The sequence below is a fragment of the Streptomyces sp. NPDC044984 genome, assembly GCF_040646935.1.
GTDB lineage: Bacteria > Actinomycetota > Actinomycetes > Streptomycetales > Streptomycetaceae > Streptomyces.
On the sequence record NZ_JBEZBE010000029.1, the window covers coordinates 24071 to 45649 of the forward strand.

The 21579-nt window shown below is 71.1% G+C and carries 18 protein-coding genes; 14 read left to right on the top strand and 4 right to left on the bottom strand.

Going from position 1 to position 21579, the window contains the following annotated elements:
• Positions 1-121 precede the first annotated feature (121 nt).
• The 13 genes from AB0A94_RS27815 to AB0A94_RS27875 all read left to right on the top strand — a co-directional run bounded on the left by AB0A94_RS27815 (position 122) and on the right by AB0A94_RS27875 (position 14966).
• Entirely contained in the window at positions 122-808 is a 687-nt protein-coding gene (locus AB0A94_RS27815; RefSeq protein WP_361748630.1) for a GntR family transcriptional regulator, read from the top strand.
• Complete coding sequence (locus AB0A94_RS27820; RefSeq protein WP_361748631.1) at positions 805-1713, top strand: dihydrodipicolinate synthase family protein; 909 nt, start codon at positions 805-807, stop codon at positions 1711-1713. Before AB0A94_RS27815 ends, AB0A94_RS27820 begins: the two co-directional genes overlap by 4 nt.
• On the top strand, positions 1710-3440 hold the full coding sequence (araD, locus tag AB0A94_RS27825) for an L-arabinonate dehydratase (RefSeq protein WP_361748632.1): 1731 nt from the start codon (positions 1710-1712) through the stop codon (positions 3438-3440). The genes AB0A94_RS27820 and araD overlap by 4 nt, the downstream gene beginning before the upstream one ends.
• A 96-nt stretch (positions 3441-3536) precedes the next feature.
• Complete coding sequence (locus AB0A94_RS27830; protein ID WP_217136187.1) at positions 3537-4469, top strand: sugar ABC transporter permease; 933 nt, start codon at positions 3537-3539, stop codon at positions 4467-4469.
• Complete coding sequence (locus tag AB0A94_RS27835; RefSeq protein WP_361748633.1) at positions 4466-5362, top strand: carbohydrate ABC transporter permease; 897 nt, start codon at positions 4466-4468, stop codon at positions 5360-5362. The genes AB0A94_RS27830 and AB0A94_RS27835 overlap by 4 nt, the downstream gene beginning before the upstream one ends.
• Positions 5359-6576 carry a Gfo/Idh/MocA family oxidoreductase gene (locus AB0A94_RS27840; protein ID WP_361748634.1) on the top strand — a complete coding sequence of 406 codons (1218 nt, stop codon included), beginning with the start codon at positions 5359-5361 and terminating at the stop codon, positions 6574-6576. Before AB0A94_RS27835 ends, AB0A94_RS27840 begins: the two co-directional genes overlap by 4 nt.
• Entirely contained in the window at positions 6573-7418 is an 846-nt protein-coding gene (locus AB0A94_RS27845) for a PmoA family protein (RefSeq protein WP_361748635.1), read from the top strand. Before AB0A94_RS27840 ends, AB0A94_RS27845 begins: the two co-directional genes overlap by 4 nt.
• Positions 7415-8977, top strand: a complete 1563-nt coding sequence (locus AB0A94_RS27850; protein ID WP_361748636.1) for a family 43 glycosylhydrolase — start codon at positions 7415-7417, stop codon at positions 8975-8977. The genes AB0A94_RS27845 and AB0A94_RS27850 overlap by 4 nt, the downstream gene beginning before the upstream one ends.
• A gap of 73 nt (positions 8978-9050) precedes the next feature.
• Positions 9051-10412: a sugar ABC transporter substrate-binding protein gene (locus AB0A94_RS27855; protein WP_361748637.1), complete on the top strand. Its 1362-nt coding sequence runs from the start codon at positions 9051-9053 to the stop codon at positions 10410-10412.
• A gap of 145 nt (positions 10413-10557) precedes the next feature.
• On the top strand, positions 10558-11352 hold the full coding sequence (locus AB0A94_RS27860) for a rhamnogalacturonan acetylesterase (protein ID WP_361748638.1): 795 nt from the start codon (positions 10558-10560) through the stop codon (positions 11350-11352).
• A gap of 32 nt (positions 11353-11384) precedes the next feature.
• Positions 11385-12719, top strand: a complete 1335-nt coding sequence (locus AB0A94_RS27865; protein WP_361748639.1) for a pectate lyase — start codon at positions 11385-11387, stop codon at positions 12717-12719.
• 65 nt (positions 12720-12784) lie between these two features.
• Entirely contained in the window at positions 12785-13906 is a 1122-nt protein-coding gene (locus AB0A94_RS27870) for a pectinesterase family protein (protein WP_361748640.1), read from the top strand.
• Complete coding sequence (locus AB0A94_RS27875) at positions 13890-14966, top strand: dienelactone hydrolase family protein (protein WP_361748642.1); 1077 nt, start codon at positions 13890-13892, stop codon at positions 14964-14966. Before AB0A94_RS27870 ends, AB0A94_RS27875 begins: the two co-directional genes overlap by 17 nt.
• Here AB0A94_RS27875 and AB0A94_RS27880 read toward each other — a convergent pair.
• The 4 genes from AB0A94_RS27880 to AB0A94_RS27895 all read right to left on the bottom strand — a co-directional run bounded on the left by AB0A94_RS27880 (position 14947) and on the right by AB0A94_RS27895 (position 19842).
• On the bottom strand, positions 14947-17154 hold the full coding sequence (locus tag AB0A94_RS27880; protein ID WP_361748643.1) for a family 43 glycosylhydrolase: 2208 nt from the start codon (positions 17152-17154) through the stop codon (positions 14947-14949). The two genes, AB0A94_RS27875 and AB0A94_RS27880, sit on opposite strands and share 20 nt — an antisense overlap.
• 303 nt (positions 17155-17457) lie before the next feature.
• Positions 17458-18288: a pectate lyase gene (locus AB0A94_RS27885; RefSeq protein WP_361748644.1), complete on the bottom strand. Its 831-nt coding sequence runs from the start codon at positions 18286-18288 to the stop codon at positions 17458-17460.
• An 85-nt stretch (positions 18289-18373) separates the two neighbouring features.
• Complete coding sequence (locus AB0A94_RS27890; protein WP_361748645.1) at positions 18374-19240, bottom strand: hypothetical protein; 867 nt, start codon at positions 19238-19240, stop codon at positions 18374-18376.
• Positions 19237-19842 (bottom strand): SigE family RNA polymerase sigma factor, encoded by a 606-nt coding sequence (locus AB0A94_RS27895; RefSeq protein ID WP_361748646.1) that lies wholly within the window; start codon positions 19840-19842, stop codon positions 19237-19239. The genes AB0A94_RS27890 and AB0A94_RS27895 overlap by 4 nt, the downstream gene beginning before the upstream one ends.
• 269 nt (positions 19843-20111) lie before the next feature.
• Between AB0A94_RS27895 and AB0A94_RS27900 the strand changes: the two genes are divergently transcribed.
• Positions 20112-21563, top strand: a complete 1452-nt coding sequence (locus AB0A94_RS27900; protein ID WP_361748647.1) for an NCS2 family permease — start codon at positions 20112-20114, stop codon at positions 21561-21563.
• Positions 21564-21579: the final 16 nt, after the last annotated feature.

A 21579-nucleotide genomic window follows, 5' to 3' on the forward strand; every position in this document is an offset into this window, starting at 1 on the left:
AAGCATTGACGAAACTTCGGGCCACTCCTACGGTCATCGCGTCGTACTTCGTACGTCATATATGAGACGCGATACGCGAGATCCGATACGCGAGATCCGACGCGAAATCCGAGAGGCGCGCATGACCTCTGTGCCCACGCCGATCCCCTCCCGCACGCAGTACGTGCGGGAGGAGATCAAACGCCGCATACTCACCGGCCGGTTCACACCGGGCCAGGCCCTGGTCGAGACCGACCTCGCCGCACAGTTCGGGGTGTCCAAGACCCCGGTGCGCGAGGCGCTCAAGACCCTGGCCGGCACCGGTCTGGTCGTGATGAGCCAGTACAAGGGCGTCACGGTGCGCATGGTCGACGCGGACATGGCACGCGAGGTCTACGACGTGCGGCTGCTCCTGGAGCCCGAGGCGCTCAAGCGCGCCGTGCGCCGCGGCGCCTCCCTGGACGCCGCACGCGACGCGCTGACCCGCGCCGACGAGGCCGGTGACACGGCCGAACGGTCGCTCGCCAACCGCGCGTTCCACCGCGCCCTCTACGTGCCCTGCGGCAACCCGCTGCTCAGCCGGATGCTGGACGAGGTCCGCGACCAGGCCGCCCTCGTCTCGGCCGTCGCCTGGGCAGCCGACCCCTCCTGGGAACGGGAGGCGAGCGAGCACCGCGAGATCCTGCGGCTCGCGCTCGACGGTGACGCGGACGGCGCGGCCCGCGCCCTGCACTCGCACATCGCGTCGTTCGTGCGACGGGCCTTCCCCGAGGTCGAAGGGGACTTCGAGGCGGCCCCGGAAGCCCAGAAAGAGGACGGTCAGGCATGACAACGACGTTCGAGACCCAACGGGCGGCCCTGGCCGACGTGGTGGCGATCCCGGTGACCCCGTTCGCCGAGGACGGCTCCGTCGACCCAGGCACCTACCGGGCCCTGCTGCGTCGTCTCCTCGACGGTGGCATCACGACCCTCACCCCCAACGGCAACACCGGCGAGTTCTACGCCCTGACCCCCGACGAGCGCCGGCTGGTCACCGAGCTGACCGTCGAGGAGGCCGGCGACCGCTCGGTGATCCTGGTCGGCGTGGGCCACGACGTGCCCACCGCCGTCGCCTCCGCGCGGCACGCCCGGGAACTCGGCGCGCAGATGGTGATGGTGCACCAGCCCGTCCACCCCTACGTCTCGCAGAGCGGCTGGGTCGACTACCACCGCGCGATCGCCGAGGCCGTGCCCGAACTGGGCGTCGTCCCCTACATCCGCAACGCCCAGCTCACCGGCGCCCGGCTCGCCGAACTCGCCGACGCCTGCCCCAACGTGATCGGCGTGAAGTACGCCGTGCCGGACGCGGCGAAGTTCGCCGCCTTCGCCCGCGACGCGGGACTGGAGCGGTTCGTGTGGGTCGCGGGGCTCGCCGAGCCGTACGCCCCCTCCTACTTCTCGGCCGGCGCCACCGGCTTCACCTCGGGCCTGGTCAACGTCGCCCCGTCCGTCTCGCTGAACATGATCGAGGCGCTGCGCTCCGGCGACTACCCGACCGCCATGAAGGTGTGGGAGCAGATCCGCCGCTTCGAGGAACTGCGCGCCGCCAACGGCTCCGCCAACAACGTCACCGTCGTCAAGGAGGCCCTCGCCTCCCTCGGCCTGTGCCGCCGCGAGGTCCGCCCGCCGAGCAGGCCGCTGCCGGAGAGCGAGCGCGCCGAGGTCGCCGCCATCGCCGCGGGGTGGTCGATATGAGCGCCGGGAAGTCCCCCGAGCAGCTCCGCAGCCACCAGTGGTACGGCACCGACGGACTGCGCTCCTTCAGCCACCGCGCCCGCACCCGCCAGCTCGGCTACCTGCCCGAGGAGCACCTGGGCAAGCCGGTCATCGCGATCCTCAACACCTGGTCCGACATCAACCCCTGCCACGTCCACCTGCGTGACCGCGCGCAGGCCGTCAAGCGGGGCGTCTGGCAGGCGGGCGGCTTCCCCCTCGAGTTCCCGGTCTCCACCCTGAGCGAGACCTTCCAGAAGCCGACCCCCATGCTCTACCGCAACCTCCTCGCCATGGAGACCGAGGAACTGCTGCGCTCCTACCCGGTCGACGGCGCCGTGCTGATGGGCGGCTGCGACAAGTCCACGCCCGCCCTGCTGATGGGCGCCGCCAGCGCCGACCTGCCGGCCGTGTTCGTGCCCGCCGGGCCGATGCTCCCCGGTCACTGGCGCGGCGAGACCCTCGGTTCCGGCACCGACATGTGGAAGTACTGGGACGACAAGCGGGCCGGCCTGATCGGCGACTGCGAGATGCAGGAGCTGGAGAGCGGCCTGGCCCGCTCGCCCGGCCACTGCATGACCATGGGCACGGCGTCCACGCTGACCGCCGCCGCCGAGGCCCTCGGCGTCACCGTCCCGGGCGCGTCCAGCATCCCGGCCGTCGACTCCGGGCACGACCGGATGGCCGCCAAGGCGGGCCTGGCCGTCGTCGACCTGGTCCACAAGGACCGGAAACTGAGCGACGTCCTCACCGCGGAGGCCTTCGAGGACGCGGTGACGACCGTCCTCGGACTCGGCGGCTCCACCAACGCCGTCATCCACCTGATCGCCATGGCCGGACGCGCGGGCGTCAAGCTCACCCTCGACGACTTCGACCGCATCGCCCGCACCGTCCCGGTGCTGGCCAACGTGCGGCCCGGCGGACAGACGTACCTGATGGAGGACTTCCACTTCGCGGGCGGACTGCCCGGGTTCCTCTCCCGGATCCCGGACCTGCTCCACCTGGACCGTCCCACCGTCTGCCACGACACGATGCGCGAGCAGATCGCCGGCGCGCAGGTGCACAATGACGACGTCATCCGGCCCCGCGACAACCCGGTCGCGGACGAGGGCGGGGTCGCCGTACTGCGCGGCAACCTCTGCCCGGACGGCGCCGTCATCAAGCACATCGCCGCCGAACCGCACCTGCTGAAGCACACCGGCCGCGCCGTCGTCTTCGACGACTACAAGCAGATGCAGCGGACCATCAACGACCCGGCGCTGAACATCACCGCCGACAGCGTGCTGGTCCTGCGCAACGCCGGTCCCAAGGGCGGCCCGGGCATGCCCGAGTACGGGATGCTGCCCCTGCCCGACCACCTGCTCAAGCAGGGGGTGCGGGACATGGTGCGGATCTCCGACGCCCGCATGAGCGGGACGAGTTACGGCGCGTGCGTCCTGCACATCGCCCCCGAGTCGTACGTCGGCGGACCGCTCGCCCTGGTGCGCACCGGGGACTCGATCACCCTCGACGTCGAGAACCGCCTCCTCCGACTCGACGTCGACGACGAGGAGCTTCAGCGCCGCCGGGAGCGGTGGACGCCGCCGCCCGTGCGCTACGAGCGCGGCTACGGCGCGCTCTACCACGAGCAGATCACGCAGGCCGACACCGGCTGCGACTTCGAGTTCCTCGCCCGCCCGGGCACGGTCCAGGACCCGTACGCCGGCTGACCGGCCGCTCCTCCCGGCCCCCGCACACCTACGAAGAAAGCGCTTCACCCGCTCACGCACCACACAGCACGACGTACCGAGAAACGGAGAACAGTCATGGCCCATGCCGCAGCCGTGGCGAAACCGCCCAGGCCACCCCGGCGGCGCCGTGCCTCCGCCACGCCCCGCAGGCTCCCGTACCTGCTGATCGCGCCGGCCGCCCTGCTCATGCTGGGTTTCATCGCCTACCCGGTCATCAGCGTCTTCTACTACAGCCTGCAGAACTACAACCCCACCAAGCCCTGGCGGAACGGCTACGCGGGCTTCGACAACTTCACCCACATCTTCACCGAGGACCCGCTGTTCTGGGACACCCTCGTCTTCAGCGCCAAGTGGGTCTTCGTCGAGGTCGGACTGCAGCTGCTGTTCGGCCTGGCCCTCGCCCTCATCGTCAACCAGACCTTCGTCGGCCGCGCACTGGGCCGCGCCATGGTCTTCTCGCCGTGGGCCGTCTCCGGCGTGCTGACCTCCGCGATCTGGGTGCTGCTCTACAACTCCCAGACGGGTATCACCCGTTACCTCGCGGACATGGGCATCGGCGACTACGGCGTCAGCTGGCTGTCGGACACCTCCACCGTCTTCCCGGCGGTGGTCGTCGCCGACCTGTGGCGCGGTGTCCCCTTCTTCGCGATCCTCATCCTCGCCGACCTCCAGTCCGTCTCGAAGGACCTCTACGAGGCCGCCGAGGTCGACGGAGCCAGCCGCATCAAGCAGTTCTGGCACATCACGCTGCCGCACCTGAAGGACGCCATCATCCTGTCCACGCTGCTGCGCGCGGTGTGGGAGTTCAACAACGTCGACCTGCTCTACACGCTGACCGGCGGCGGACCCGCGGGCGAGACCACGACACTGCCGCTGTACATCGCCAACACCTCGGTGGACGCCCACAACTTCGGCTACGCGTCGGCCCTGACCACGGTCGCGTTCCTCATCCTGCTCTTCTGCTCGATGGTCTACCTGCGGCTGAGCAAGTTCGGAGGCGAGAAGTGATCACCAAAGAGGCCACCGTGGCCGCCCCCGCCCCCGCGCGCACCGCCCCCGAGCCGCCGCGGCCGAACAAGAGGCGCCGGGCCTGGGACGAGGCCCCCCGCTGGCAGATCTACCTGCCGCTGGGCATCTACCTCGTCTTCACCCTCATCCCCTTCTACTGGATCCTGCTCTTCGCGCTCCGCCCGGCCGGCTCCACCTCGCTGGTGCCCTGGCCGATGACCTTCGTCCACTTCGAGAAGGTCTGGACGGACCGCAGCTTCGGCACCTTCTTCTACAACAGCGTGCTGGTCGGCGTCGCCACCCTGATCATGACGACGCTGGTCGCCCTGGCCGGCGGCTACGCCCTCGCCCGGTTCGACTTCAAGATCAAGCGGGGCTTCATGCTCGCCCTGCTCTGCTCCCAGTTCGTGCCCGGCGCGCTCCTCCTGGTCCCGCTGTTCGAGATCTTCGCCGAACTGCAGATGATCAACTCGCTCGGCAGCGTCATCATCGCCGAGACGGTCTTCCAGCTGCCGCTGTCGATCATCCTGATCAGCAACTTCATCAAGAACGTGCCGTACTCCCTGGAGGAGGCCGCCTGGGTCGACGGCTGCAACCGATTCAAGGCCTTCCGGGTGGTCGTCCTGCCGCTGCTGCGGCCCGGTCTGATCGCCGTCGGCTCCTTCGCCTTCGTCCACTCCTGGAACCACTTCCTGTTCGCCCTGATGTTCCTCAACAACCAGGAGAAGCAGACCATCCCGGTCGGCCTCAACACCCTGATGAGCGCGGACAGCGTCGACCTCGGCGCGCTCGCCGCGGGCGGCATCATCGCGGCCGTCCCCGTCGTGCTCGTCTTCGCCTTCATCCAGAAGTGGCTGATCACCGGGTTCAGCGCGGGGGCGGTGAAGGGATGACCGCACCTCGGACCGCGCCCCGGACCGCACCCCGGACCGCACCCCGGACCGCGCCCGGCACCCCGCTGCCCGTCGTCCTCGCCGGCGCCCGCGGCCACGGCCGCTGGCACGTGGCGAACATCCGCCGCCTCGAGGCGGAGGGGCTCGTACGGCTCGCCGGGATCTGCGAACTCACCCCGCTCACCGAGGACGAGTTCGGCGGTGAACTCCCCGAGCAGTCAGCCGACTTCGGCGCGCTGCTGGACTCCACCGGAGCCCGGATCGCGGTGATCTGCACCCCGATCCCGACCCACACCGACCTCGCCCTCGCGGCGGCCGAGCGGGGCGTGCACATCCTGCTGGAGAAGCCACCGGCGCCGTCGTACGCCGAGTACCGCCGGATGGCCGACGGGGTCGCCGCGGCCGGGGTGGCCTGCCAGATCGGCTTCCAGTCGCTGGGCTCGCACGCCGTGCCCGCGATCCGCGGGCTGGTCGCCGAGGGCGCCGTCGGCCGGGTGGTGGGGATCGGCGGAGCCGGTGCCTGGGTGCGGCCCGAGGAGTACTTCCGGCGGGCGCCCTGGGCGGGCCGGCGCCGGCTGAACGGCGTCGACGTGGTCGACGGCGCGCTGACCAACCCGCTCGCCCACGCCGTCGCCACCGCCCTCGCGCTCGCCGACAGCACCCGAGCCGAGGACGTCGCCGGCATCGAGACCGAGCTGCTGCGCGCCAACGACATCGAGTCCGACGACACCTCCTGCGTACGGATCACCACCACGCGGGGCGGTTCGGTCACCGTCGCCGCGACCCTGTGCGCCGAGCGGGCCGACGAGCCGTACGTCCTGGTGCACGGCACCACCGGCCGGATCACCTTCTGGTACAAGCAGGACCGCGTCCTGCTCCAGCGCGCGGACCACGGCCCGGAGGAGATGCGGTTCGACCGGACCGACCTGCTGGAGAACCTCGTCGCCCACCTCACCGACGGCACCCCCCTGCTGGTCACCCCGGACGGGACGGGCGCCTTCATGCAGGTCGTCGAGGCGATCCGCAAGGCCCCCGACCCGGCCCCATTGCCCGACGGAGCCTGGCGGCACGTCCCCGGTGAGAACCGACGGGTCGTGCCCGGCGTCGACGGCCTCGTCGCGGCCGCCGCCGACACCCTGTCCCTCTACTCCGAGCTGGGCGCCCCCTGGGCGCTGCCCGCCCACCACCTGCCGAAAGAGGTGAGCACCCGATGACCGGCAACGACTCCGTGGTGCTGCGCGTCGCGGGCCGGCCCGTCGGCCGGTACGTCACCCGGCCCGAACTGCCGGCCCGGCTCTCCCCGCGGCCGTACCTGCACCCCGTCACCACCCTGGCCGGCACGGCGGTCACCGAGCTGAGCCCCGCCGACCACGCACACCACCTCGGCGTCGGTGTCGCCGTTCCCGACGTCGAGGGGTTCAACTTCTGGGGCGGACGCACCTACGTCCGCGATCAGGGGCCGACCGAGCTCGACAACCACGGCTCCCAGCGGCACACCGCCTACCAGCTGCGCGACCCCGACGGGTTCGTCGAGGAGCTGCGCTGGATGGCCGCGCCGGGCGAGCTGCTGCGCGAGCGCCGCACGGTCGCCGCCACCGAACTCACCGGCGCCGCCTGGGCGCTGGACTTCACCTTCTCCCTCACCAACGTCACAAGCGCACCGCTCTCCGTCGGCAGCCCCGCCACCAACGGCCGCCCCGGAGCCGCGTACGGCGGCTTCTTCTGGCGGGCCCGCAAGGAGGAGACGGCCCCGGACGTCTTCACCGCCTCCGCCGAGGGCGAGGGCGAGGTGCACGGCCGGCCGGCCGACTGGGTCGCGCTCGCCGGATCCACCTGGACGCTCGTCCTCGCGGGGGCCACCGAACGGACCCGGCGGGACCCCTGGTTCGTGCGCACCGCCGAGTACCCGGGCGTCGGCTCCTCCCTCGCCCACACCGCACGGCTGCCGCTCCCGCCCGGGGAGACCGTGGTCCGCCGGATCGTCACCGTCGTCGCCGACGGACGCCTCGACCGGAGCGCGGCCGCCGCCCTGGTCCGCAAGGCGGTGAGCCCGTGACCGCCGAGCAGACGGACACCGCCTACCGCAACCCGGTCCTGAACGCCGACTGGTCCGACCCGGACGTGATCCGGGTCGGCGACGACTTCTACCTGACCGCCTCCAGCTTCGGCCGCGCCCCCGGACTGCCCCTGCTGCACTCCCGCGACCTGGTCAACTGGACCCTCGTCGGCCACGCCCTCGAACGCCTGGAACCGGAAGCCGAGTTCACGACGCCCCGGCACGACTGCGGGGTCTGGGCCCCGTCCCTGCGCCACCACGACGACCGGTTCTGGATCTTCTGGGGCGACCCCGACCAAGGCATCTTCCAGGTCAACGCCCCCGAGATCCGCGGCCCCTGGACCCGGCCGCTGCTGGTGAAGGCCGGCAAGGGCCTGATCGACCCGTGCCCCCTGTGGGACGAGGAGACCGGCGAGGCCTACCTCGTGCACGCCTGGGCCAAGTCCCGCTCCGGCGTCAAGAACCGCCTCACCGGCCACCGGATGCACCCCCACGGCACCGAACTCCTCGACGAGGGCAAGGTGATCGTCGACGCCGACCGCATCCCCGGCTGGTTCACCCTGGAGGGCCCCAAGCTCTACAAGCACGACGGCTGGTTCTGGATCCTCGCCCCCGCCGGGGGAGTGGAGACCGGCTGGCAGGGCGCCTTCCGCTCCCGCGCGTTCTTCGGGCCGTACGAGGAGAAGGTCGTCCTGGAGCAGAAGGACACCGACGTCAACGGCCCCCACCAGGGCGGCTGGGTGCGCACCCCGTCCGGCGAGGACTGGTTCCTGCACTTCCAGCAGCGCGGGCCGTACGGCCGTGTCGTGCACCTCCAGCCGATGACCTGGGGGGCGGAAGGCTGGCCGGTGCTCGGGGACGACGGCGCCCCCGTCGCGGAACACCGCCGCCCGGACCTGCCGCCGCAGCCGCCCGCCGCGCCGGCCACCGACGACGACTTCCCCGGCGGACGGTTCGGCCGCCAGTGGCAGTGGACCGCCAACCCGAAGGAGGGCTGGGCCACCCAGCACTCCGCCGACGGGCTGCGGCTGACCTGCGTCCGCTCCGCCGACGCGCACGACCTGCGCAGGCTGCCCCACGTCCTGACCCAGCGGCTGCCCGGCGACCCGTGCACCGTCGAGGTGGAGCTGCGGCTCGACAGCGAGGAACCCGGGGCACGCGCCGGGCTCGCCGTCCTCGGGGACGCCTACCGCTGGATCGGGCTCCAGCGCGGCGCGGACGGCACGGTCCACCTGGTGCACCGGTTCGCCGAGACGGTCGCCATGGGGGCACCTCCCACGCCTTCAGGGCAGTGGGGGAAGGAACGCGACGCCGACCACCCGCGGCCCGCTCCCGGCGGCCGGGCCCGCCTCCGGGTCGAGATCGGCGCCGGGGCCCGCTGCCGCTTCTCCTGCGACACCGGGGACGGCTTCCGCCCCTCCGGCCAGGTCTTCGCCGCCACCCCCTGGCGCTGGGTCGGAGCCCTGCTCGGCCTGGTCGCCGTGGCACCCACCGGCCAGGGACACGCCGGCACCGCCACGTTCACACAGTTCAGGATCAACGCCCCGGCGCACGGCTGAACACCGCCGGACGGTCCTGACAGACCCCCCACAACTTCATAGTCCGTTGGATCCAGAAGAAGAGAGCCGACCAATGAAGATCAGCATTCTCAGAAACAGCAAAGGCGGACGCCGCACGTCGGCCGCCGTCGCCCTGAGCGCCGTGCTCGCCCTGACCGCCACCGGCTGCGGCGACGACGGCAGCGGCGCCGGCGGCGACGAGGGCGCCGAGGGCAGCGGCAAGGGCAAGATCGTCTTCTGGGACAACAACGGCGGTGTCCGCACCGACATCTGGAAGCAGGTCATCGCCGACTTCGAGAAGGCGAACCCGGACATCGACGTCCAGTACGTCGGTATCGCCTCCACCGAGTACCAGTCCAAGGTCGACACCGCCATCCAGGGCGGCGGCCTGCCGGACGTCGGCGGCATCAGCGCCTCGATGCTCGCGGGCTTCGCCGCCCAGGGCGCGCTCGACACGCTGGACTTCCGCCTGGCCAAGTCCCCGTTGAACGGCAAGCTCAACAAGGACATGATCGAGTCGATGCGGGCCGCCGGCGGCGGTGACGACAAGCTGTACTCGATCCCGACCTCGGCGAACAACGGCGTCCTGTACTACCGCACCGACCTGTTCGAGAAGGCGGGCCTGGAGGAGCCGACCACCTGGGACCGGTTCTACGAGGCCGCCGAGAAGCTGACGGACAAGGGCAAGAACGAGTTCGGCTACACCATCCGCGGTGGCGCCGGCTCCATCGCCCAGGCCCTGGACGCGATGTACGGGCAGTCCGGCATCACCTCGTTCTGGGACTCCTCCGGCAAGAAGACCACGGTCAACGACCCGAAGAACGTCGCGGCCCTGGAGAAGTACGCGGGCCTGTTCAAGAAGGCCACCCCCGCGGCCGACCTGAACAACGACTTCACCAAGATGGTCGCGCAGTGGGACTCCGGCACCATCGGCATGCTGAACCACAACCTCGGTTCGTACCAGGACCACGTCAAGGCGCTCACCACCGATAAGTTCCGCGGCATCCCGCAGCCGACCGGGCCCGGCGGCAAGCGGGTCCAGGTCTCCAACCCGGTCGACGGCGTCGGCCTGTTCAAGAGCTCCAAGAACAAGGAGGCCGCCTGGAAGTTCATCGAGTTCGCCACGTCGGCGCAGGCGAACTCGAAGTTCAACGAGTCGGCCGGTCAGGTGCCGGCGCACGCGGACGCCGCGAAGGACGAGTGGATCAGCAAGGCGGAGCCCACGAAGCTGGCCGCGGACGCGCTGAGCGACGGGTCCACGACCATCGTCCAGCTGCCGTACTACCTGCCGGACTGGAACACCATCTCCAAGGCGGACAACGAGCCGAACTTCCAGAAGGTCCTGCTCGGGGACATGAGCGCGAAGGACTTCCTGGACACGATGGCCGAGCAGCTGAACGAGGCGCAGGCCGAGTGGCAGGAGCAGATGGGTTAGTCGGCGGTCTCGCCGGGGGCGGCCCGTTTCGTTTCGGCTGCGGGCCGTCCCCGGTCGTTCACGCCCACGCGGCGGAGCCGCACATCGATACGGTCCCGCGCCTCTTCGGGGTGCTTCCGCCACCCCCTGTTGAAAGGCACAGCTTGTGTCACTCACGCGTAGACAGGTCGGTATCGCCGGGCTTGGCGCGCCTCTCGCACTTGCCATGACCGGGACCGCGCAGGCCAGTCCAAGGCACCACCGCACCCTTCATATCGCCGGTGATTCCACCGCCGCCCAGAAGTACGCCGACGCCGCGCCCGAGACCGGGTGGGGGATGGCGCTGCCCTTCCTGCTCCACCGGCATCTCACGGTCGCCAACCACGCCGTGAACGGGCGGAGTTCCAAGAGCTTCGTCGACGAGGGGCGGCTCGAGGCGGTCCTCTCCTCGATCCGGCCCGGTGACTTCCTCCTCGTCCAGTTCGCGCACAACGACGAGAAGACCGCCGATCCCACCCGCTACACCGAGCCCTGGTCGACGTACCAGGAGTACCTGCGGATGTACGTCGACGGAGCCCGGGCCCGCGGGGCGCGGCCCGTGCTGGCCACCGCCGTGGAGCGGCGGCGGTTCGACGCGGACGGGCGAGCCGTGCCGAGCCACGGGGAGTACCCGGCGGCGATGCGGGCGCTGGCCGCCGAGGAGGGGGTCGCGCTGCTCGACGTGCAGGCGCTGTCGCTGGCGCTGTGGCAGGAGCTCGGGGCCGAGGAGACCAAGAAGTACTTCAACTGGACGGCGGTCGAGCAGGACAACACGCACTTCAATCCGCCGGGCGCGATCGCCGTGGCACGGCTGGTCGCCCGGGAGCTGCTGCGCACCCGGGTGCTCGCGCCGCGCGACGTGCGCCGGCTGGACGACGAGATCCCTCAGTCGTGGATCACCTGGCCGGAGGCCGTCGCGTAACACCCCTGGACCACTCAAAGGAGAGCCGCACCATGAGCACATTCGGATGGCATGGGCATGCCACAGTGAGAGTCGCCTCGCTGGCCGGCTGCACCGCCCTCGTGCTGGCCCTGACCGGCACCGGCGCCCAGGCCCACTCCCCGTCGCACCACCGCCACGACCCCGCCCGGCAGACGCTGGGCGCGGGTGACGGCTGGGCCTCCCACGGCACCGGCACCACCGGAGGCGCCGCCGCCGACCGCGAGCACGTCCACACCGTGCGCACCTGGGCCGAGTTCAAGGCGGCCCTGGCGGACGGCGGGGACGCCCCGAAGATCATCAAGGTGAAGGGGACCATCGACGCGGTCGCCGAGGGCTGCGAGGCGTTCGCCGCGCCCGGCTACGACTTCGACGCCTACCTCCAGACGTACGCGCCGGAGACCTGGGGCCTGGAGCAGGACCTGAGCGCCGAGCCCGACGACAGCCCGGAGGGGCTGCGCAGGGCGTCCGCCGCCGCCCAGGACGCGGCGATCAAGGTGAACGTCCCCTCCAACACCACGATCATCGGCGTCGGCCGGAACGCCGGCATCAAGGGCGCCAGCCTCCAGATCAAGGGCGTGGACAACGTCATCGTCCGCAACCTCGTCCTCGAGAGCCCGATCGACTGCTTCCCGCAGTGGGACCCGACCGACGGCAGCCGGGGCAACTGGAACTCCGAGTACGACACCGCCGTGGTGTACGGCTCCACCCACGTCTGGCTGGACCACAACACGTTCACCGACGGCGAGCACCCCGACAGCGAGGCCCCGACCCACTTCGGCATGCTGTACCAGCAGCACGACGGCGAGCTGGACATCGTCCGGGGCGCCGACTACGTCACCGCCTCCTGGAACGTCTTCACCGAGCACGACAAGACGATCCTCATCGGCAACAGCGACGGCGAGTCCACCGCCGTCGGCGACCGGGGCAAGCTGAAGGCGACCTTCCACCACAACCTGTTCTCGGGCCTGGTCGAGCGCGCGCCCCGCGTCCGCTTCGGACAGGTCGACGTCTACAACAACCACTTCGTGGCCACCGAGGGCTACTCCTACAGCTTCGGCATCGGCAAGGAGTCCCAGCTCGTCGCCGAGCACAACGCGTTCACCCTGGCGAAGGGCATCAGCCCGGCGAAGATCCTCAAGCGGTGGAACGACTCGCCGGTCACCGCCGCGCACAACCTGGTCAACGGCGAGCGGGTCGACCTGATCGCCGTGCACAACGCGGAGATCCCGGCCGAGACCCTGCGGTCCGGAGCCGGCTGGACCCCCACCCTGCGCGCCGCCGTCCACCCGGCCCGTGCCGTCCCGTTCCTGGTCGAGCGCGGCGCGGGCGCCGGCCGCATCCGCTGACACCCGCGCGCACGGGCCGGGGCGGTCCGCCCCGGCCCGGCACCCGTCGCCGAAGGAGTTTCCGCATGCCCTCGCCCCTGTCCAGAAGGAACTTCCTGCTCACCGGCGCCACGGCCGGTACCGCGCTCGCCCTGGCCGCCGTCCCTGCCCGGGCAGCCCACCGGCCCCGCGGCCCGTTCGGCCGGTACGGCTCACCGTCCGCCCGCCTCACCCCCCAGACCCTGTACGTCCACCCGGGCGGCGCCGGTGACTTCACCACCGTCCAGGCCGCCGTCACCGCCGCCACCGGCACCGGACGCACCCTCGTCATCGCCCCGGGCACCTACCGCGAGACGGTCTCCGTCGACGCCGACCGCACCGGCATGACCTGGCTCGGCGCCTCCGAGGACCCCCGCGACGTGGTGATCGTCTACGACAACGCGGCCGGCACCCCCAAGCCGGACGGCTCCGGCACCCACGGCACCTCCGGCTCGGCCACCACCACCGTGCGCCCCGACGGCTTCACCGCCCGCTGGATCACCTTCGCCAACGACTGGCTGCGCACCGACCTCCCCGGCACCAGCGGCACCCAGGCGGTCGCCCTCAAGGTGCAGGGCGACCGCAGCGCCTTCACCCACTGCCGGTTCCTCGGCCACCAGGACACCCTGTACGCCGACTCCCTCTCCCTGGACACCTTCGCCCGCCAGTACTTCTCCCACTGCTACGCCGAGGGCGACGTCGACTTCGTCTTCGGCCGGGCCACCGCCGTCTTCGAGCACTGCCACTTCCGCACCCTGGTCCGCCCCGACCTCACGGCGGCGCCGTACGGCTTCGTCTTCGCGCCCTCCACCGCCGGCGCCAACCCGCGCGGCTACCTGGTCACCCGGAGCCGGATCAGCAGCGAGGCCCCCGACGGCCACTACAAGCTGGCCCGCCCCTGGGTGCCCAGCTCCGACACCACCGCCCGCCCCATGCTCACCGTGCGCGAGACCCGCCTCGGCGCGGGCATCGACGCGGTCGCGCCCTACGCCAACATGCGGGACGCCCACCCCTGGCAGGACCAGCGGTTCGCCGAGTACCGCAACACCGGCCCCGGCGCGGTGATCACCGTGCCCGGGAACCGGCCCCAGCTCACCCGCGCGGAGGCCGCCTCGCACACCCGGGAGGCGTACCTCGGCGACTGGCGGCCGTATGACCGCCACCGGTGACCTGCCCGGCTTCCACACGGTGCTCAAGGACGAGCTGACCTTCCCGCTCGCCTGGGGCACCTCGCCGGTCCGGGACTTCGACGCGTGGCGGCGCACGGCCCGCGCGGTGGTCGAGGAGCACCTCCTCGTCGACCGGCAGGACGGGACGCCGTACGACCCCGAGTTCACCGCCCGCGCGGACGGCGACGGGTACACACGGGAGCTGGTCACCCTCTCCCTCACCCGCTACGGACGGGTCCGCGGCGCCCTGCTCACCCCGCGGGGCGCCGGCCCGTTCCCGGCGGTCCTGCTGCTGCACGACCACGGGTCCCGGTTCGACATCGGCAAGGAGAAGGGCGTCCGGCCCTGGTACGACGAGACCCGCCTCGCCTCCGCCGAGGAGTGGGCGGACCGGTACTTCGACGGGCGCTTCGTCGGCGACGAACTCGCCCGGCGCGGCCATGTGGTGCTCTGCCTGGACGCGCTCGGCTGGGGCGACCGCGGCCCTCTGGGGTACGAGCGGCAGCAGGCCCTGGCGAGCAACCTCTACCACCTCGGCTCCTCGCTCGCCGGACTCCACGCCCGCGAGGACCAGCGGGCCGCGGCCTTCCTGGCCGGCCTGGACCGGGTGGACGCCCGCCGGGTCGCCGCCGTCGGCTTCTCCATGGGCGGCTACCGCGCCTGGCAGGCCGCAGCGCTCAGCGACGACATCGCCGCCGCGGCGAGCGTGTGCTGGATGACGGGGCTCAAGGAGATGATGGTGCCCGGCAACAACACCCTGCGTGGGCAGTCGGCGTTCCACCTGCTCCACCCGGGGCTCGCCCGGCACCTCGACATCCCCGACGTGGCGGGCATCGCCGCGCCGAAGCCGATGCTGTTCTTCCACGGCGGACTCGACGCCCTGTTCCCCGCCGACGGGGTACGGGCCGCGTACGACAGGCTGCGGACCGTGTGGCGCTCGCGCGGTGCCGGGGAGCGGCTGCGGCTGAAGACGTGGCCGGGGCGCGGCCACGTCTTCGACGCCGTGATGCAGGACGAGGTCTTCGCCTGGCTGGAGTCGGTCAGCGGCGCACCGGCCTGACCGACTCCAGGGTCGGCACGACCGGTTCGATGGTGCCGTCGGCGGCGAACTCCAGGCGGTCGACCGTGGTCTCCCGGTGCGTGCCGTCCCCGCCGGACCTCCCGGGGCCGTTCAGCGCGAACCGGTGGTAGACGATGTACCAGTCGTCGGTGCCCGGGGTGTTGACCACGGAGTGGTGACCGGTGCCGAGGATGCCGTACTCGGGGCGCTTGGACAGGATCGTGCCGCGCTTCGTCCACGGGCCGAGCGGGGACGGGCCGGTCGCGTAGGCCACGTGGTAGTTCTCGCTGCGGGTGTCGTCCTCGGACCACATGAAGTAGTACGTGCCGTCGCGCTTCACCACGAAGGAGCCCTCGCGGAAGTTCTCCGGGGTGATGTCCTTCACCCGGGAAGCGTCGAAGGACACCATGTCGTCGTCGAGCGGGACCACGTAGCCGTGCCCGTTGCCCCAGTACAGGTACGACTGCCCGTCGTCGTCCGTGAACACGGCGGGGTCGATCATCTGACCGCTGAACTGCGTCTTCCCGATCAGCGGCTTGCCGAGCGCGTCCGTGAACGGGCCGGCCGGGGAGTCGGCCACCGCGACGCCGATCTGCTGCTCGGCGCAGAAGTAGAAGTAGTACTTCCCGTCGCGTTCCGCGATCGCGGGCGCCCAGGCGTTCTTGTCGGCCCAGGACACGTCGGGCCCGAGGTCCAGGATCACGCCGTGGTCCGTCCAGTGGACCAGGTCCTTCGACGAGAACGCCTTGAACCGCGTGCCGCCCCAGCCGGGGAAGCCGTCCGTGGTCGGGTAGATCCAGTACCGGCCGTCCATGTGGCGCACGTCGGGGTCCGCGTACAGGCCGGGCAGGACCGGGCTGCGGGTGGGCACCGCCTCCACCGTCCAGGTGCGCTTCGTGCCGTCGGCGGCCGTCACCGTGTACGTCTGCGGTCTGCGGAAGTCGCGGCGCGTACCGGACCTGGGGCTGACCGTCGCGCCCTCGCCGACGTACAGCTCGGGCGCGAGGCCGCGCAGGTCGGCGCGGGGTTCCATCGGCAGGACGACCTTGTTCGACTCCTCGCTGACGACGGCCCAGCCCTTCTGCCCGCGTGCCGTGGCGTCCACGACCGACGCGGGGCTCTCCGGGTACGCGGCCAGCAGCCGGTCGTACTCCGCCCGCGTCACCGGGATGACGGTGCCGTGCCGCGGGCTCGCGGGCAGCTGGTAGTCCGTCGACGGGGTCCACTCGCCCGAGTCGAGGTCGGTGGTCTCGAAGGGGAGGTAGCCCCGGCCGCCGTACTCGTCGATGAACAGGTACCACTTCTCCTCGGTGTTCGACTTGAACACCGTCGGCCCCTCGCCCCGGCTCATCGCGCCGCTGCCGATGCAGTCGGAGACGAAGTCGTACGAGGTGTCGGTCAGCGACGCCGACTTCTCGCCGGTGATGAACTTCGAGCACGGGGAGCCGGAGGACGGGTCGCGCTCGTCCTTGGTGTAGCGGTAGTACGTGCCCTCGTGCTCGACGACGGTCGAGTCGATGACCGAGTAGCCCGGGTCGTTCCAGACCTTCGGCTCGCTGAAGGTGCGGAAGTCCTTCGTGGTCGCGTACAGCATCTTGTTGTACGTCGAACCGGTGTGGTCCGGGTCGTCGTCGGCGTACAGCTTGGACGCCCAGAAGACGACGTACGCGTCGAGCTCGTCGTCCCAGTAGGCCTCCGGCGCCCAGGTGTTGCCCGCGTTGTCCGGGGACACCCTCACCAGGCGCTGGTCGGTCCAGTGGACCAGGTCGGTGGACTCCCACACCATGATCGACTTGCTGCCGTGCCGCTGGACCTCGTCCCAGCTGCCGCTGCTGCTCCGGTACATCCGCAGGTCGGTGGCGATCATGTAGAACCGGTCGCCCTCGGGGGAGCGGATCACGAACGGGTCGCGCAGCCCCTTCTCGCCGATGGTGGAGGTCAGCACCGGCTTCCCCGCGTTCAGTTCGCGCCAGTGCAGGGCGTCGTTGCCGCGGCTGAGGGCGTAGCGGATCTGCTCGCCGTCGGCGGTGCCCTCGCCGGTGAAGTAGGCGAAGAGGTAACCGGCGTACGTGGGCTTCTTCACGGGTGGTGCTCCGGGGTGTGCGGTGCCCGGCGGGGCGGCGAGCAGGGCGAGGAGGAGGGCGAGGAACGGGACGAGAAGCGTGCGACGGGCGGTGTGGCGGCGCATGACACTTCCTGTCGGAGTCTGAGGGATTCTGTTGTTTCCCGGAGTGTCACCAGGGGAGTGCAGGGCGTCAACCGATGCGGGTGGGACGGGGAGCACCGAAAGTTTTCGGGTGTTTTCGCCGTTCGGAGCCTCGGACGAACGACGGACGCCCCGCCGGGGTGAACCGGCGGGGCGTCCTGGTGGCGGTCCGGATGGGGGTCCGGACCGCCGGGGGAACCGGCCGTCCGAGGGGGGATCGGACGGTACCGGTCACCGGGCCGTCGGACGTCGAGACGGCGGCCCGGGGTCATGGGCCCGGAGGGATCACTTGTAGGTGATGTCCGAGGAGGAGAACTTGCAGTACTTCCCGTCGGCGCCGGTGCCGAGCTCCTTCGGCTCCTTGCCGGTGTTGTTGCCCTGGTAGCGGATGCAGGTCTTGATCTTCTTCTTGCTGTCGCCCTGGATGCGGATCTGCGACAGCGTGGCGGTGTCGCCGTAGTTGGTGTTGATGCCGACGAGGGACTTGCCGGGCGCGACGACGTCGATGTCCTTCAGCACGATCGTGCGCTTGTACTGCGTCTTGCAGTTGCCGCAGGAGCGCACCAGCTTGCCGAAGTCCTCGACCCGGAAGCCGCTCACGGTCAGCGTGCCGGCGCCGTTGAACTGCAGCACCTTGTCGTCGGCCTTCTTCGCGCCGCCGCCGATCACCTTGTACTGGGCCGACGAGGACGTGCCCTTGAAGCTGGCGGCGTCCTCGCCGACGTCCAGCCACCACACGTTCTGCAGCGTGCAGCTGCCCTTGCAGTGCACGCCGTCGGCGGCCGGGGTGCCGATGATCACGTTCTTCAGCGTGGCGCCGTCGGCCAGCTCGAAGACCGGGTCCTGGCCCTCGTCCTGGCCGTCGCCGCCGAGGGCGCCGGTGCCGTAGAACTTCTTCATGCCGCCGTCGTAGACGCCGGAGACCGGAACGGTCTTCGACACCGGCTTGCTGCCGGTGTCCGAGGGCCAGGACGAGGCGGCGCCCGCGGTGGACAGCATCGTCGTGGTGACGATCGCCGCCCCCGTGATGCCGAGCGCGGAGACTCCGGCGATCACGGCCCGCCGCCTGGTGGTCCGGCGGCGGTGGGAGACGGGCTGTTCGGGTCGTGCAGTCATGCGCGATGTCCTTGTGTGGAGAGGGTCTTTGCGTCTCCTGGTCGCCGCCGCCCCGGAAAGGGTTGCCGTCCCGGACGATCTTTTTTCACTCGTCCTCGTCGTCCGCCGCGTCCTCGTCGTCCCGGTCGTCCTGCGCCGCGAAGTCGCCGCCGACCGCGCGCTCTTCGGAGCCGGTGCCGGCCCACGCCGTGTAGGTGTCCTCCCCGGCGTCCCGGCCGCCGCGCTCGTGGTCGTACTGCCCCGCGAAGAGCCACTCGCCGGGCTCGATCGTCAGGCCGTCCTTGAGCGTCCAGACGTAGACGAGGAAGCCGTCCCGCTCCTCCACCGAGAGCTCGAAGTCGTCCTCGGGCAGCGAGCGCCAGGCGCCCGTGGAGGTCACCCCGCCGGTCTGCGCGATCCGCAGCTCCACGGTGAGCGAGGTCAGCCGCTCGGTGGTCTTCAGGGTGACGTTGCTCTGCGCCCAGAACTCGTTGCTGTGCGGGTCCACCGAGCCGTCCGACCACAGCGGCCCGTCCTCGACCCCGGCCGGCGTCCGGGCGGGGCGGTCGGACGGACTCTGCTTCCCCGCGGGCGGGGCGGCCGTGTTCCGGGACTGCTCCGGGGCGTCCGGCGTGGGGTCCGCCGACGGCTCGGGCGGCCTGCTCGTCGCCTCCGGGGACCGCGTGGGCGTCGGCGAGACGGCCACCTGCCGCTGCGGCGGCTTCTCGTCCTGCACCGACGACGCGACCGCGTAGCCGCCCACCGCCAGCACTCCGGCCACCGCGGCCGTCGCGCCCGCCACCCGGAACCAGCCGAACACCGGCCGGCGCGCGGCCCGGTGCTCGGGGCGGGCCGGTCCGGCCATGCCCCGCTCCACCCGGGCCAGCATGCGCTCCCGGTCGGGCTCGTGCGCCCCGGCCGCCTCGTGCAGCCGGGCGCGCAGCTCCTCGTGCACGTCCCGCCGCATCGTCATCGGTTCCTTCCCCTGGCCCCGTTGGGGCGTTTCCGCGCGTTCCCGACCGCTTCCCCGCCCGCGGTGGCCGCCACCGCCGCGTGCACCTGACGCGGTACCTCCCGCGTGCCCAGCAGCCGCTGCAGTTCGGCCATCCCCTTCGAGGTCTGACTCTTCACCGTACCCACCGAGACGCCCAGAGCCAGCGCGGTGTCCTTCTCCGACAGGTCGAAGGCGTGTCGCAGCACCACACACGCCCGCTTGCGGAACGGCAGCCGGCGCAGCGCCTCCTGCACGTCCACCACTCCCGGCACGTCGGGGTTCTCGATCCGTTCCTCGCGCGGCGACCAGAACAGCGCGATCCGCCGCCGTTCGCGCACCGCGCTGCGGATCCGGGTACGGGCCAGATTGGCCACCACGCCCCGGGCGTACGCCGCCGGATGGTCGGCGGCGCGCACCCGGTCCCAGCGGTGCCACAGCGCCAGCAGCGCGTCCGCCGCCAGATCGTCGGCGGCGTCCGCCTCACCCGTCAGCAGATGGGCCAGCCGGGACAGTTCGGCGTAGTGGCGTTCGAAGAACGCGTGGAACTCCACGGCGGCGGCGTCGTCGACGACGGTGCCCACGGGCGACCTCCCCTCGCAGTGGCGTCGGGCGCCCGACGGGCACCGGTGACAGTGTGTGTCATGTAGATGACACGTGAAAATCCGGAGTGACCGGCGTGAGTTCCGGAGCGTAGCAGTGATCATGTACGGGCTCGTGCGGAGGGTCGAACGCTGTCTGGTCGGCCGGTGTACGAATCCGTAACACGCGCCACACCTGAACGAGGTTCACCGCGGGCACGATCCAGCCAGTATCCGCAGGATCGATCTCCAGGCATCGAGGAGTGGTTGTCATGTCCGAGGCGCAAAAGGCGGCAGACCGTCAGGGAGCCGGGCCCTCCGCGGTGAACGGCCTCGACCGGTTCTTCCGTATCTCCGAACGGCGTTCCACGTTCGGCCGGGAGATACGCGGCGGCTTCGCCACGTTCTTCACCATGGCGTACATCCTCGTCCTCAACCCCCTCGTCCTGGGCAGCGCGAAGGACAAGTACGGCGAGCAGCTCGACCCCGTCCAACTCACCACCGCCACCGCCCTGGTGGCCGCCGTGATGACCGTCCTCATGGGCGTCGGCGGCAATCTGCCGCTCGCGCTCGCCGCCGGACTCGGCCTGAACGCCGTGGTCGCCTTCCAGATCGCCCCGTTGATGAGCTGGGACGACGCGATGGGCCTGATCGTCCTGGAGGGTCTGCTCATCTGCGTGCTGGTGGTGACCGGGCTGCGCGAGGCCGTCATGCACGCCATCCCGCAGCCGCTCAAGCAGGCGATCAGCGTGGGCATCGGCCTTTTCATCGCCTTCATCGGCTTCGTGGACGCCGGGTTCGTCAGCCGCGTCCCGGACGCGGCGAACACCACCGTGCCGGTCCAGCTCGGCGGCACCGGCACCCTCACCGGCTGGCCGATGCTGGTGTTCTGCCTGGGCGTGCTGCTCACCGTCGCACTGCTCGCCCGCAAGGTGCGCGGCGCCATCCTCATCGGCATCGTCACCATGACCCTGGTGGCGATCGTCGTCAACGCGGTCGCCGACGTCCGCACCTGGGGACTCACCACACCCGAGTGGCCCGACCGGCTGGTCGCCACCCCCGACTTCGGCCTCATCGGCGAGTTCAGCCCGCTCGGCGCGTTCGGGCAGGTGAGCGTGGTCACCGTCGTCCTGCTGGTGTTCACGCTGGTGCTGTCCGACTTCTTCGACACCATGGGCACGGTCGTCGGTGTCAGCGCCGAGGCCGGGCTGCTGGACGAGCGGGGCAAGGTGCCGGAACTCGGCCGGGTGCTGCTCATCGACGGTGCCGCGGCCGTCGCGGGCGGCGCCTCCTCCGCCTCGTCGGCGACCTCGTACATCGAGTCGGCGGCCGGTGTCGGCGAAGGCGCCCGCACCGGCTTCGCCAACCTGGTCACCGGCGGACTGTTCGCGCTGGCGCTCTTCCTGACCCCGCTGCTGACCGTCGTCCCGCTCCAGGCGGCGGCCCCCGCGCTGGTCGCCGTCGGCTTCCTGATGATGACCCAGGTCAAGCACATCGAGTGGGACCGCTACGAGATCGCCGTCCCGGCGTTCCTGACCATCGCCGTGATGCCGTTCACGTACTCCATCACCAACGGCATCGGCGCCGGCTTCGTCGCCCACGTCGTCATCATGGCGGTGCTCGGCCGGGCGAAGGAGGTCCACTGGCTGCTGTGGGGGGCCTCGGCGCTGTTCCTGGTGTACTTCGCGATCGACCCGATCGAGCAGCTCCTCGGCGCCGGGTAGCCGCGCGGGCGGGACG

Coding starts and splice junctions, on each gene's coding strand:
- AB0A94_RS27815 (WP_361748630.1), top strand. CDS start 122: ATGACCTCTGTGCCCACGCCGATCCCCTCCCGCACGCAGTACGTGCGG.
- AB0A94_RS27820 (WP_361748631.1), top strand. CDS start 805: ATGACAACGACGTTCGAGACCCAACGGGCGGCCCTGGCCGACGTGGTG.
- araD (WP_361748632.1), top strand. CDS start 1,710: ATGAGCGCCGGGAAGTCCCCCGAGCAGCTCCGCAGCCACCAGTGGTAC.
- AB0A94_RS27830 (WP_217136187.1), top strand. CDS start 3,537: ATGGCCCATGCCGCAGCCGTGGCGAAACCGCCCAGGCCACCCCGGCGG.
- AB0A94_RS27840 (WP_361748634.1), top strand. CDS start 5,359: ATGACCGCACCTCGGACCGCGCCCCGGACCGCACCCCGGACCGCACCC.
- AB0A94_RS27845 (WP_361748635.1), top strand. CDS start 6,573: ATGACCGGCAACGACTCCGTGGTGCTGCGCGTCGCGGGCCGGCCCGTC.
- AB0A94_RS27855 (WP_361748637.1), top strand. CDS start 9,051: ATGAAGATCAGCATTCTCAGAAACAGCAAAGGCGGACGCCGCACGTCG.
- AB0A94_RS27865 (WP_361748639.1), top strand. CDS start 11,385: ATGAGCACATTCGGATGGCATGGGCATGCCACAGTGAGAGTCGCCTCG.
- AB0A94_RS27870 (WP_361748640.1), top strand. CDS start 12,785: ATGCCCTCGCCCCTGTCCAGAAGGAACTTCCTGCTCACCGGCGCCACG.
- AB0A94_RS27875 (WP_361748642.1), top strand. CDS start 13,890: ATGACCGCCACCGGTGACCTGCCCGGCTTCCACACGGTGCTCAAGGAC.
- AB0A94_RS27880 (WP_361748643.1), bottom strand. CDS start 17,154: ATGCGCCGCCACACCGCCCGTCGCACGCTTCTCGTCCCGTTCCTCGCC.
- AB0A94_RS27885 (WP_361748644.1), bottom strand. CDS start 18,288: ATGACTGCACGACCCGAACAGCCCGTCTCCCACCGCCGCCGGACCACC.
- AB0A94_RS27890 (WP_361748645.1), bottom strand. CDS start 19,240: ATGACGATGCGGCGGGACGTGCACGAGGAGCTGCGCGCCCGGCTGCAC.
- AB0A94_RS27900 (WP_361748647.1), top strand. CDS start 20,112: ATGTCCGAGGCGCAAAAGGCGGCAGACCGTCAGGGAGCCGGGCCCTCC.